This is a genomic window from Clostridia bacterium (assembly GCA_026414765.1).
Taxonomy (GTDB): Bacteria; Bacillota; Clostridia; order Acetivibrionales; family DSM-27016; genus SKW86.
In genome coordinates this window covers 26,473-39,280 of the sequence record JAOAIJ010000012.1, presented here as the reverse complement: position 1 = coordinate 39,280, position 12,808 = coordinate 26,473, and the positions used below count along the sequence as shown (strand labels likewise).

The window sequence follows — 12,808 nt, the reverse complement described above, 5'->3', positions numbered from 1 at the left end:
CTTATGCCAGCAACGCTTCCAGTATTCTAAAGTCAAATAAATTTTTGTCCCATAGTGACCATGTATTGTATAATCACATCATGAAAGTCAACTCTTAAAATATTCTACAATACCGAGTACCACTGCCTCTGCCATATTCTCACGGTATTTCTTTGTTTTCATCAACCTGTCTTCAGCAGGGTTTGACATAAACCCGACTTCAACCAGTATAACAGGAACCTCAGACCAGTTAAATCCCGTCAGATCATTCCTCTCCACCGATTTCACAGATACTGCAGCCGAATTCTTCCTAATGCTCTCGGTTACTTTTTTCGCAGCGATCTTGCTCTTTTTCAGCATGTCGCCGTCCTTAATATACTTTCCCCCGGGATAGAGCACCGATGCCCCTCTTATTTTACTGTCAGCAGCCCCGTCTGCGTGAATCCTTACGGCCAGTCCGGCATTGCTCTTGTTTGCCATCTTCGCCCTGTTTATATTGCTGATATTTACATTATTTGTTTCGCGGGTCATTATGACCCTTGCCCCATGCTCCTCCAGCTTCTTCTTTATCAGCAGTGAAATATGCAGATTCAGCTCGTATTCGGGAATTTTTGTCACAACCCCGGATGTTCCGGAAGTTGTTTTGTCCTTCATAATATTGCTGCCTGGCGCAATCGGTTCTTGCCCGCTGTTCCCCTTCAACTGGTGCCCGGGATCTATGCAAATGGTCCTGCCCGCAAGCAGGCTTTTAGCCTTAATCTCTGATCCGGCACTATTCTTTTTATCCCCGGCGTGCGTTGTGCCGTTTTTTTTTGCATTACCCTGAGAAGCCGCGTCCACACTATTATTTCCCGTTTTATTCACAAGCACGTTTTTACGGTTTTCTACCTGCCTTTCACTTCCGCAGCCAGCAGACAGTGCCGATATGATAAATAAACAAAGCATTATTCTGCTAAAACTCCCTTTTCTCATGTTTCGCTCCCCTTAGAATATATGAAAAATAAGATATCTCCAAAACTATTTATAGATTATATCATATAATAGCGGACAGTTTTTTGTATAATATTATATATTTATGGGAAATTCTCGGAATACGTGTTTACATTTTTGTAATTTTATTGTAATATAAGTATAAGGAAAAAAATTACTATATAAAAACTGCTTTGTCCAGAGCAGTTTTATTCATTTATAGACAAGCAACATTCTGTTGCGGAATGATTGTATTTTATGTGAGGAAGGTGTGGATACAATGCTTCAAACACTAGTTACTTCTGCACTGTTTGTAAGTTTTCCAGAGGAACTCTTAACAGTAATTACTACTTTAATAGTATCAGGAAATAAGGACTTATTGAGTTTTAAGAATAGGAACAATATACTTAGAATTTTTTTATGCGCCATATTAATGGTTATTTCGTCGTTAACTGTAAATGTTTTCTTTACATTTTCCTTCCGTTTTATACTTAATACATTATTATTTTATGTAATAATGACACTAGTATTTAAACAAAAACCTTTTTCATTATTTTTTGGCTTTTTTCTATCATCCTTAGTTGTAATGGCAAGTGAGTTCTTGTTTTATCCAATCCTTATAAAATTAAGTGGTTTTACATATAACGATGTTTACAATCATGTTCTTTATAAATTTATTTTTTCCTTACCAGATAGAATATTTCAAATCGCCTCTATAGTAATTGTTTTGAAAGTAAAAAAGGTAAATGTAAGAGAGAATAAATTATTCTTGCCAGACTTAATAATAATGATTGTTTATCTAATAATAATTACAGGAAATATACTCTTAATTGATGAAAAAGGAACATATGTTAGAGATTTTTCTGCATCTTCAATATTATTAATTGCCGTAAATGCAGTTTTACTTATTAGCTTTTCTTTCTGGCTTATAAGTTATATTTTCAACCTCAGACAGAAAATTTCTATGAAAGAAAATATTCATGATATAGAGTTACATCATTTAAAACAACTAATTATAGACGGCAATGCTGATTACGCAGCAGAATTAATAGACATAACTTTACGAGAACGAGGCTATTATGATGATGAGCACCAATAGAAAAACTTAATATATTTAGGTAGGGGGATGTTTACAATGAAGCAAAAAATTCTCAGACTCTTAGCAGGTTTAGCAGCTATATGTGCTATGTTAGCTGCTTCTAGCGCATCTTACTTCTTTTGGTATCAACCTAAGGAACCCAAATGTTTGAAGCCTTAATCCCCGCCCGATTGAAGAACACGGTATGTACCGTGTTCTTTTTCTATGTATACTAAATTAAGTGTAGTACTTGCATTGCTAAATATTGCTTGAAGTGGTTAATACAAGATTATTTCAGGAGGATACAGGCAGGATCATAGGGATGACCACAGGTAAGTACTATGGCCATTCCCAATTTTACTACACAACCTGTTTTTGTTCTTCATTCTTAACTTCATTTGGTATATTTGTAATAAATCTTACAGTAGAAAGACCGCCAATTAAGCAAATTAATAAAAGAAAACCAACAGCTAATTGAATAGAGTATTCTAGAAAGAATCCTGCAATCATAAGAAACACGGTGTTAACTAATGATACCAGCAAGGATAAACAAGATATATACGTAGCCCTATAGCTATTTTCGACAACTCTATTTCTCTGTATTCCCAAACATTGTCCTCTAAGTGGCGAGATTATTTCTACCATAATCATACCAGCGATAGTTGCAACTGGATTGGGGATTAAAAGTATTGCCAGGCCAATTGCAAAACCAAAAGGGGAAATTTTGAGTATAAATTCAATACTAAGCTTTTCAATTATTATATGAGAAAAGTTTTGAAACACTGTGGATATTACCAGGGTAGTTGCTATGAGAAATCCAAAGTATTTAAGATCCACATCATTTTTCAGCAAGAGCATTTGTATAATTATTGGCAAGTAAAAGACTAGTCTTCCAGAAGCTTCATATACTATCATAGTCAATGAAAAAAAGTCACGTCTTATTAATGAAATACTATCTGCAAGAACTTTAAACGGGTTGGATTTATTAGATTTCTCTATTTGAGAAGGAGTAACATTAACAAAAAAAGTTAAGGCTAATGCAATAAGTTTTGTTACTACAGATAATAGAATTATTACTTTAAAGTTAATATTACCTAGATATATTGATACCCCTGTATTTAAGAAGCCTGCTATTGCTGCACCTAAAGGGAGACCAGTATAAAAAAAAGCAATTTGTTTGCTTATATCTGTTTTTTTAGCTAGTGAATCCTCCACAACAATAGCCTCTGTATTGCCAGAAAACAAGCTCCATCCCAATGCTTCCAGAAAAACCACCATTAGGAAATGAATGGGCGATTTTCCTAAAAGGTATAGTAAAGCTGATGCACTAAAACAAAATCCACATAAAATAAGAGTTTTTTTTCGTCCAATGTAATCACCTAAAACTCCTGTAGGTACTTCAAGAGCTGCGCCGAATATTGGAGAAATAACGTATAGCATAGATATAAATGATGCGGAGATTCCTAAAGTCTTCAAATATACAGCTTGAACAGACATGATTAAATTTAGGTTTAAAAATAAACATATAAAAAAAATGATTTTAGTATTTCTTAATCTCTTCAAATAAAACTCTCCTCTACTGAAATTTTAGATGGTGCCACATAACATAAGTCATTTTTGACAAATTGTCAATAACCTTTGAAGAAGCTTGACTTTGTGTCAAGCTTCTTCAACAACAATTACCGGATAATTAGCACACTGCGATTGCTAATATGTCTTCTTCCTCATTTAGTAGACAAAGGTATTCACTAAATGTAACGATATTTGACATTCTATTCACATCCTTTCAAATGATATTTAGGGAAATTACCAACTAGTTGCATGGGTTACAAGTGATATAAAATCATTTAAGTCCTTCAGTTCTTCTTCTGAGGAAACTGATTTGACTTCACTCCACAGATAGCAAGATAACATTAATATAAATTTTGTAAGTTCACATTCAGACTCTATAATTCTGTCTCCACCGTTGATTGTTTGGGTATATGCACATGGTCCACCACATAAGTACCTGGCCCAGCAATTAGAACACTTTTCAATTTCATCTACAAATGGAATCCTGAATGTTGTGTCATCGATAGATCTGTTGTTTATATTGCCAAGCAAATGCATTCCCATGCCATTAAAACTGTCACAAGGGTAAATGTCACCATTATTTCTAATGCTAAATATTTTTTTGCCAGCTGCACATCTTTTGATAAATATTTTATCTCTTATAAATATCCTGATTAAGAACCTGCCGAAGAAATCAATGGGATATAAAATTGCCTTTAAGTATTCAAAATTACCTTTTTTACAGTTTTCAATTAAAAAGTTTGCAAAGTTGGTATATGAAGCTTTTATTTTATCCATGTTATTTGATATAGAAAAATCATTATCTTCACTAGATCTAACCGGCTTGGTTATAATAACTCTAAATCCTATATCCCAAAGATCAAGGAAGTTTTTTAAAATGTCGGGATTTTTTGCAGTTAAAACCGAACTAACTCCGGGTGCAAATCTCCAATTAAGATTTATAATTTTTTTAATATTACCTATGGCTTCATCGTATGAACCTTTTCCATCCTCAAATTTTCGCATGCTATCATTAACTTCCTTGCAGCCATCTAAGCTAAATCCAATTTGATTATGGTTTTTATTTAACCATTCAATTATTTCATCATTAAGAAGTGTACCGTTTGTAAGGAATCCTATTACTACGTCTTTCTGGTCTTCAATATCATTCTTGTATGAATTTAAAATTGGAAGTATCTTTTTAAAATTTTCAAAGTCTAGTAAGACTTCCCCGCCAAGAGAATAGTCGATTCTTATAAAAAGAGTGTTTTTGCTGTTTTCCAATGTAAAATCTAATGCAGTTTTAATAATTTCTTCAGATAGATCACCATCCTGAATATCAATATTGTTTTCCTTATCTTTTTCAACAAAGCAATATCTGCACCTAAGGTTACATTGACGTTTGCCTAAAAACGAAACAATTGTCTCACTAGCTTCTAAAGAAGTAGAATTATTTAGATTTTCTTTTAGCGAGGTTATTTTCTTGTGAACAACATCTCTAGAATGCTTAAAATTCTCACACAATGACAGAAGTTCTTTTTCATTAGTTTTATTTAGAATTTCACATATCACTGAATCTAAGTCTGATGAGTCAGTATCTTCATGGCTGAAATATTGAGGCAAAAGAAGCTCCATCTCTTGAGGAATTTTTACAGCAAGTCTATGAAACGAATCCAATAAAAAGCTTTTGTTTTCAATTTTAAAGTAAATAAAATTATTAATATCTTTTGATTTGAAGCTATAGATGTCATCTCTAATTTTATTAACTAATTCCTGTGTATGTAAATCAATTATGTTTTTATACATATTTCACTGTTCCTTTCTAATTAATTATGCTTACCTAATAGCAAAATGAAAGAGATCAAGAATTTTTTAGTGTTTTTACACTGCTCATTATTTTAAAAGTACAAAACCTTCTGATTTTACAGAGATATTAGTTACATTAACACTCTTTCCATCCATCAACTTAAACGTTTCAGTAGCCTTAAAATAAGGCGAAAGATCGTAGCTCTTCTCTGAATTTGATAGATTGATTATTAAATATATCTCTTCTGCAGCTCTTACTTTTTTCATAATAATCTCTTCCTCTTTCACCATAATAAATTCGGTTTTTCCACCTAAGGCTTTATATTCTTTTCTTAAGCTTATGAGCTTTTTCAGTGTTTCAAAAAATTCTGGTTTTTCGTTTTCCCAAGGCATTGGTACTCTGCAGTATGGGTCATGTTCTCCTGCAATTGCGTACTCGGAACCATAAAAAATACAAGGTGTTCCAGGTAGTGTATATAAAAGTACATAGCAAATTTCTAATAAATTAATATTTTCCTTTGCAAAAGTGAATAATCTGGCAGTGTCGTGGCTATCTAATAAGTTAAACATAGTTTTATTCACATTATCGCTATATCTTAACAGTGCCTCTATATATGTTCTCTGAAAATCCAGAGCATTAATACTTCGGCAGGCTACCCATTCTAAAATAGGCTTTGTTTGTGGATAATTGGTAGTTGCATCAAATTGATCTCCTTGCAGCCAATTATAAGCATCATACCATATTTCTGCTAATATATATATATCTTTTTTACATGCTTTTACAGTGTTTCTAAATTTTCTCCAAAACTCATGGTCAACCTCATTAGCAGCATCTAACCTCCAACCATCAATATCAAATTCTTCAATCCAATACCTAGATACTTTAAGCATGTGCTGTATTACTTCTTCATTTTCGGTATTTAATTTAGGCATTTCTGCACAGAAGTTCCTATAATTCTCACCTATAAGATTACCTTGGTCATCAGTTACAGGCCATTTATTAATATAAAACCAATTATAGTATGCTGAATTCTCTCCCTTTTCAATAACATCCTTAAATTGTATAGAACTTGCACCAATGTGGTTGAAAACAGCATCTAACATAATTTTAATATTTCTTGAATGGGCTTCTTTAACTAAAGTCCTAAACTCTTCTTTAGTTCCATAGTGGGGATCAATTTCAAAGTAATCCGTAGTATCATATTTGTGGCTTGAAGGTGACTGGAATATAGGTGATAAATATAAACCGGTAATTCCCAAATCTTTTAGGTGATCCAACTTTTGTATTATTCCCGCCAAATCTCCACCGTAGAATTCATAAGGTCCTAATATTTTTTCTTCCCATTCATGCACATTTTCAGGATCATTACTCTTATCTCCATTGCAAAATCTATCTACAAAAATCTGGTACCAAACAGTATCTTCTACCCAGGAGGGCGATCTAAAGACATCTGCATTGTTAATATACGCAAAATTAAAATAGCTGTTTATATCATTTTCAATAGATACATCATCCACACTAAAAAATCCTCTTTCTAAGTACATTAACCTCTCTTGGCCTTTTATTAACTCAAAGCCATATTTTAGTGTGTAATTTTTTGGACTAATATCTATTCTCCAATAAGTATATAAATCAGTTTCGTACTCAATCTTTAAATCTATTTTTTCCTTTCTCCATACCCATCTGCCATCAACATTTGCCCAACATTTCCCATAATGCATTTTAACTTCGTCAATATCCTTACTAGCTGTTCTAAGCCTAATGGCCAATGTTTTTTCATCAATTGCAAAAGCGTAATTACTATTTGCTCTGTGGTATACTGCATGCTTGTTCAAGTATAATTCCTCCCTTTACATAATCATAAAAAACAATTTTTCATATTTCTTTGTGAATCCAATTGAATTCTTTCGCAAAGCTCGCGTGCTCAGTTATAATTTTAATGCCGTTATTTGAACTACTGTGTCGCAACTACATTATAGTAAATTCATAGCCAATATTGGATAATTTTACATGTTCTCCTTTTATTTTACATCCGATAAGATAGCTTGTCAATAAACAAACGGTAGCCCCGTCAGTCCCGACAGTACCATAAAGAAGCAAATCTGCGTAACTGGAAAAGATTTTAAAATTTATATATCCCTTGCTGTACCACTATATAAATGGCACAGCATAAGAGTAGATTATATTTTAAAGAGGAATTATTTATGTTGAATTTTCAAGAGTTTTTTAGATGAACAAAGCTAAATTTACCTAGTAATGGAATTCATAGATGGAGATGCAAAATAGCGTTTAGAAGCAGTTAAGAACGGCCATACATAGCAGGAAAGCCATCTTTCTTTTCTGTCGAACCATTCGCAAAAACGTTCAGACCTCCCTAATGTAATATTAAGTATTATAACAATACGGGATTCAAAATTTATAACATTAATCATCCCTATGATTTCTCTTATTACAACTTTTTTACGGGATGTTCATCGTAGTTAATAGTTGCCAGTGTCCAAATACCGGCGGCATTGTTAATGCGGATCTTATGCTTGCATGGAGACGCAAACCTGCTGGCCGCTATTAACTATGACTGCTATTTTGTCTGTTGACTGCCTGTTCAGCAGGTATTCACAGGTAAAAAGCCATCGTTGCTGCAACTCCGGTACACTGCCCGGCTCACTTACAATTAAAGAATTATTTTTATTATTTCAATTATGTCAAGGCACAAAACAAGCTGCTGTCATATGATGACACCAGCTTGTTCATAACTTTACTATCTTTTTATTCTTGAAAGAATGTACTTCTTATAAACTTGACTTTTATCTTTCTTTCATACAGGTCTTTAGCCAACTGCAAGTATTCTGCACTCTCGGGGCTGTTAATAAAGTTCAGAAGATCCTTATCCTTGATATGGGATAACGAGCTTTTCTCGTTTTGGGAATAGTATGGGCTGCGTTCTTTGGCTTCCTCGTATGCTTTTTCAGTATTTTCCCTATAGAAGAATGAACGGTCAACCCCTGCATACTTTGCAAGAGTATCTATGAAAAGAAGTGAGGGATTTTTATCCTTTCCTCCTTCTATTGCCTCATATATGGAAGAGTTTATCTTGCTTCCAGTTTTTGAAGCTATCTCCTTGCATATTTCTTCAAAGGATTTGCTTCCTCTAATGAGCTTAAGGTTTGATCGTTCAAACTTACCCGGACTGTCACTGATATATCCTATTCTTTTTAGCAGTTCCTCCAAGGACATTTCCAAAGCAGGAGCAATCTTTTCAAGGGAATCAATGGTAGGTATTATGTTTTTACCCGTCCTAGGGTCTCCATCCTCGAGGTTCTTAATATATGAATGGCTTAATGTACATCTCTCGGAAAAGTCCCTAAGTGAGAGACCACTACTTTCCCTTTTGCTTTTTATTAACTCACCCAACCTAGTCATTTCATCCCCCCCGTCATATTATATCAAGTTTAGAAAATATTTCATAGTAGTTTTTGATAAATTTGTATATTTTGTAGAACAAAATTAATTAATTTGTAATTTATGATTGACACTATTGTTACAAAATGGTAATATTAACATGTACGTTATCATTATACTATAAATTTTCAAAGACATTTAGTTATGTAGAAAATTCTCTTTGATATACCACATATCTTGATTTTTATTGTACCATATACGAACTTTGATAGTATTTTATTTTGGTGTATATCATGGTTTACGCAGCGTAATCAAGTGTCGCTCAAGTGTTCATAATAAAGCTAATCCGGTTATAAGGAAGGTTGGATAGAAATGTTTATAAGATGGTTAATAGGCGCTTTAGGCAAAAGTAATAACGTGGACATGCTCAAGGCATATCCTATGGTTTTTTCCATCCATGAGTATGAGATTCGTTCATTTCTTGACTGGATGAGAAATCATGAATGCGAGTATTCTGAAAACAATCAGACACGAATAATCCTTAATAGTTATACCAATGATGAAATAATCGAAAACGGGCTTGTAAGCATGGTTTTCGAACAATACGGCAATGATGGACACAAATTCGAAAGCAACATATCTCTTATATTGGAACCGTCAACTTTCGGTACTAATTATAAGATAAAATGCAAATGCTGCGAAGAGTTCAGACCCGGTAAGAGCATAGCCCTCAAGATGAAAACAGCTTAATTCAATAAAATCCGATACCAATACGTTTATTCAAAATACATAATCAGATCTTTAGAGAGGCGGGATGAAAGTGGTAGTTAAAAGACAAAAGCTTGCAGAATTGATGGAAACATATTTCTCAGGAAACTATAATAGATTTGCTCGTGAACTGGACGTTGACCCTTCTCACTTACATCGTTTCATCAACAGTGGTATAGGAGGCGGAAAGAAAATAGTAGGCGCAACAATTCGCTTTTGTAAATCAAACGGCCTTAACTATGAAGAATATATAGAAATATAGATATCAGCCATTTCATGAAATTTTATTGAAATACCGATTTTTCTCTGGCAATGATACAGCTCAAGTTTTGTATAAACAGGCCTTAAGCTGTACTGGAACATAAGCAAGAAACAGAAGAAGGCATGTACTTGGTTTAGTACATGCCTTCTTCTGTTTCTTGCTCTTTATTCATTAAAAAGTATTCTGATCAAATTCACCGCATCATCACTCACTACGCTATAGCATACCTCGAGGCCGTTTCTTTCTCCATCTATTATGCCGGCTGCTTTCAACTTGGACAGGTGTTGGGATACGGTAGACTGAGGCAATCCCAAACACTCCTGTATCTTGGTAACATTACATTTGCTTTCCAAAAGTCCTTTTATAATACAAAGCCTGTGAGGATGAGACAGTGCTTTTAGTAATTCTGCTTTTTCTTCATATTTTTTAATGTTCTCCACTGAATGCAACCTCCAAATAAATGAGTAATCCTCAGAGCTGCCGGTTTTGCCCCTATATGAACAAACCCATATCCGAGTCCTCCATAGCTCCAAGGAATGATGCCACACCACCGATTTCCACTTCATCCATTAATTCTTCTTTTTTTATACCCATTATATCCATAGACATATTACATGCCATAAACCTTACACCATTAGCTTTAGCCTGGTATATCAACTCCTCAAGCGAAGAAACATTCTTTCTTCTCATAAGAAACCTGATCATTCCGGCACCGATTCCACCCATATTCATTTTGGAAAGTGAAAGTTTCCTTGACCCCCTGGGCATCATAAATCCGAACATCTTGCCAAACAAATCCTTTTTCACCCTAACATTATCAGATTTACGCAAAATGTTCAAGCCCCAGAATGTAAAAAACATGGTTACATCTCTTCCCATCGCTGCTGCACCATTAGCTATAATAAATGAGGCTATAGCCTTATCCAGGTCATTGCTGAACACTAGTATGGTTTTATCATGTTTTTTAACTCCAGCCGCTGCCACCGTCTCTTGTTTCTCCTTCTTTATCATTGCACAGAAAGCATTATTCTCATATTTAACACCCAGGAGCTTGTTGCCCGTCCTGTCACACCATGTTTTTATATCTTCCTGAAAAGCAGGGTCTGTAGCCCTTACTTGCAGAATTTCTCCACAATTCATGGATTTTATAGTGCTGAACACCTGCATTATAGGCCCAGGACATTGCAATCCGCATGCGTCGACCTTTATGTCGGCATCCGCCCTGCAATCCCCCCCGGTACAATCTACAGGTCTTATTTCATCGTCCTTTGTAATTTTATCATACTTGTATATGTCCTCATTTGACTGCTTCTGTACTGCCAAATGGTATGTCTTGTACCCGCCGCTTAAATTGTTTATTCTGTCATAACCTTTCTGTGCAAGCACTCTATACGCCAAATACCCTCTTAATCCTACCTGACAGAAAATATAAATGTCCTTGTCGCGGGGAATCTCATCCATTCTTTGCCTCAACTCATCGAGAGGCACGTTTACGGAGCCTTCGATTGTCCCGAGATTATACTCCATCGGAGTTCTTACATCAAGTAATACAGCATTGTTTCTATCTATACTGTCAACCTGGTTCCAATGGAAAACTCTGCAATCGTGTTTCAATATGTTTGAAGCGGTAAAACCCGCAATGTTTACAGGATCTTTTGCCGATGAGTATGGAGGAGCGTAAGCGAGTTCCAATTGTTCCAGATCATATACTGTCATTCCGGCACGTATTGCAGTAGCAATAATATCTATCCTTTTATCAACACCTTCATAACCCACTATTTGTGCGCCGAGTATTTTCCCATCCTTCTTTGCAAACAGCAGTTTTATTGACATTGGGATAGCCCCCGGATAATATCCGGCATGTGATGCGGAATGAGTAAATGATTTTTCATAATCTATCCCGTTCTTTGCCAAAATCCTCTCATTGTTTCCACTTATAGCCACTGTTATATCAAACACTTTTACTATGGAGGTTCCTTGTGTACCGTTAAATCTTTCTTCAAAGCCGCATATATTGTTTGCTGCAATCCTGCCCTGTTTGTTTGCGGGACCTGCCAGAGGTATAAGCGCTGCTCCACCGCTGACAAAATCCTTCACCTCAACGGCATCTCCTACAGCGTAAATATCCGGATCTGAAGTCTTCATATATTCGTCTACCAAAATTCCCCCTGTTTTGCCGACAGTAAGCCCGGCATCCGAAGCAAGCCTTGTTTCGGGTTTAACACCTATGCCGAGCACTACCATATCTGTCTTTATTGTCTTTCCACTGGCAAGGTCAACCTCAGTATATGAATTTGCATGTCTGAATGCCTTAACTGCGTCTTTTAAATAAAGCTCTACATTTTTTGATTTCATGTGCTGGTGTACTATGGCAGCCATCTCATAATCCAATGGCCCTATAACATGATCCGCAAGTTCAACTACAGTAACTTGTACCCCCCTCATATGAAGGTTTTCCGCTACCTCCAAGCCTATAAAGCCTGCACCTACCACAACTGCATGTTTAGGCTTAGCCATATCGACAAAGTCCTTTATTCTGTAGGTGTCCGGGATATTCCTGAGTGTAAAAACCCTGGGACAGTCAACCCCGGGCAGGTTTGGCCTGACTGGCTCTGCACCTGGAGAAAGAATAAGCTTGTCATAGTTTTCCGTATATGTCCTTTTTTCCACGCTGTCAAATACTTCAACCAGTTTCTTTTCAGCATCAATCTTAGTCACTTCACTATTTACCCTTACATCTATACTAAAACGCTCCCGCATTTTTTCCGGTGTCTGCACAACCAGTTTGTCTTTTTCAGAAATCACCTCACCTATATAGTATGGCAGACCACAATTCGCAAAAGAAATGTATTCTCCTTTTTCAAACATAATAATCTCTGCATCTTCATTTATTCTCCTCAAGCGGGCTGCCGCACTTGCTCCCCCCGCTACTCCACCCACTATAAGAACCTTTAAAGCCATATAAAAACCCCCTCTTCCTTTTATATTTATTTAC

General features: G+C 35.4%; 11 protein-coding genes. 4 read left to right on the top strand and 7 right to left on the bottom strand.

Features of this window, described 5'->3' with window-relative positions; translation table 11 throughout:
* Positions 1-87: 87 nt before the first annotated feature.
* On the bottom strand, positions 88-951 hold the full coding sequence (locus N3I35_03060; protein MCX8129062.1) for an N-acetylmuramoyl-L-alanine amidase: 864 nt from the start codon (positions 949-951) through the stop codon (positions 88-90).
* Between the two features lie 268 nt (positions 952-1,219).
* On the opposite strand from N3I35_03060, the gene N3I35_03055 reads away from it, so the two are divergent.
* Together N3I35_03055 and N3I35_03050 are read left to right on the top strand one after the other, a co-directional pair.
* Entirely contained in the window at positions 1,220-2,047 is an 828-nt protein-coding gene (locus tag N3I35_03055) for a hypothetical protein (protein MCX8129061.1), read from the top strand.
* 36 nt (positions 2,048-2,083) lie between these two features.
* Positions 2,084-2,206 carry a cyclic lactone autoinducer peptide gene (locus N3I35_03050; protein MCX8129060.1) on the top strand — a complete coding sequence of 41 codons (123 nt, stop codon included), beginning with the start codon at positions 2,084-2,086 and terminating at the stop codon, positions 2,204-2,206.
* 180 nt (positions 2,207-2,386) lie between these two features.
* Here N3I35_03050 and N3I35_03045 read toward each other — a convergent pair whose 3' ends face one another.
* From N3I35_03045 to N3I35_03030, 4 genes are all read right to left on the bottom strand, one after another.
* On the bottom strand, positions 2,387-3,589 hold the full coding sequence (locus N3I35_03045; GenBank protein ID MCX8129059.1) for an MFS transporter: 1,203 nt from the start codon (positions 3,587-3,589) through the stop codon (positions 2,387-2,389).
* Positions 3,590-3,832: 243 nt separating this feature from the next.
* Positions 3,833-5,383: an SPASM domain-containing protein gene (locus tag N3I35_03040; GenBank protein MCX8129058.1), complete on the bottom strand. Its 1,551-nt coding sequence runs from the start codon at positions 5,381-5,383 to the stop codon at positions 3,833-3,835.
* An 87-nt stretch (positions 5,384-5,470) separates the two neighbouring features.
* On the bottom strand, positions 5,471-7,219 hold the full coding sequence (locus N3I35_03035; protein MCX8129057.1) for a glycoside hydrolase family 13 protein: 1,749 nt from the start codon (positions 7,217-7,219) through the stop codon (positions 5,471-5,473).
* A 931-nt stretch (positions 7,220-8,150) separates the two neighbouring features.
* Positions 8,151-8,804 carry a helix-turn-helix domain-containing protein gene (locus tag N3I35_03030; GenBank protein ID MCX8129056.1) on the bottom strand — a complete coding sequence of 218 codons (654 nt, stop codon included), beginning with the start codon at positions 8,802-8,804 and terminating at the stop codon, positions 8,151-8,153.
* Between the two features lie 351 nt (positions 8,805-9,155).
* Between N3I35_03030 and N3I35_03025 the strand changes: the two genes are divergently transcribed.
* On the top strand, positions 9,156-9,533 hold the full coding sequence (locus N3I35_03025) for a hypothetical protein (GenBank protein MCX8129055.1): 378 nt from the start codon (positions 9,156-9,158) through the stop codon (positions 9,531-9,533).
* A 64-nt stretch (positions 9,534-9,597) separates the two neighbouring features.
* Complete coding sequence (locus N3I35_03020; protein MCX8129054.1) at positions 9,598-9,813, top strand: hypothetical protein; 216 nt, start codon at positions 9,598-9,600, stop codon at positions 9,811-9,813.
* A gap of 164 nt (positions 9,814-9,977) precedes the next feature.
* On the opposite strand, the gene N3I35_03015 is transcribed toward N3I35_03020, so the two are convergent.
* Together N3I35_03015 and N3I35_03010 are read right to left on the bottom strand one after the other, a co-directional pair.
* Positions 9,978-10,253: a metalloregulator ArsR/SmtB family transcription factor gene (locus N3I35_03015; GenBank protein ID MCX8129053.1), complete on the bottom strand. Its 276-nt coding sequence runs from the start codon at positions 10,251-10,253 to the stop codon at positions 9,978-9,980.
* Positions 10,254-10,305: 52 nt separating this feature from the next.
* Positions 10,306-12,774 carry an FAD-dependent oxidoreductase gene (locus N3I35_03010; GenBank protein ID MCX8129052.1) on the bottom strand — a complete coding sequence of 823 codons (2,469 nt, stop codon included), beginning with the start codon at positions 12,772-12,774 and terminating at the stop codon, positions 10,306-10,308.
* Positions 12,775-12,808: the final 34 nt, after the last annotated feature.

Coding starts and splice junctions, on each gene's coding strand:
- N3I35_03030 (MCX8129056.1), bottom strand. CDS start 8,804: ATGACTAGGTTGGGTGAGTTAATAAAAAGCAAAAGGGAAAGTAGTGGT.
- N3I35_03010 (MCX8129052.1), bottom strand. CDS start 12,774: ATGGCTTTAAAGGTTCTTATAGTGGGTGGAGTAGCGGGGGGAGCAAGT.
- N3I35_03025 (MCX8129055.1), top strand. CDS start 9,156: ATGTTTATAAGATGGTTAATAGGCGCTTTAGGCAAAAGTAATAACGTG.
- N3I35_03050 (MCX8129060.1), top strand. CDS start 2,084: ATGAAGCAAAAAATTCTCAGACTCTTAGCAGGTTTAGCAGCTATATGT.
- N3I35_03020 (MCX8129054.1), top strand. CDS start 9,598: ATGAAAGTGGTAGTTAAAAGACAAAAGCTTGCAGAATTGATGGAAACA.
- N3I35_03060 (MCX8129062.1), bottom strand. CDS start 951: ATGAGAAAAGGGAGTTTTAGCAGAATAATGCTTTGTTTATTTATCATA.
- N3I35_03040 (MCX8129058.1), bottom strand. CDS start 5,383: ATGTATAAAAACATAATTGATTTACATACACAGGAATTAGTTAATAAA.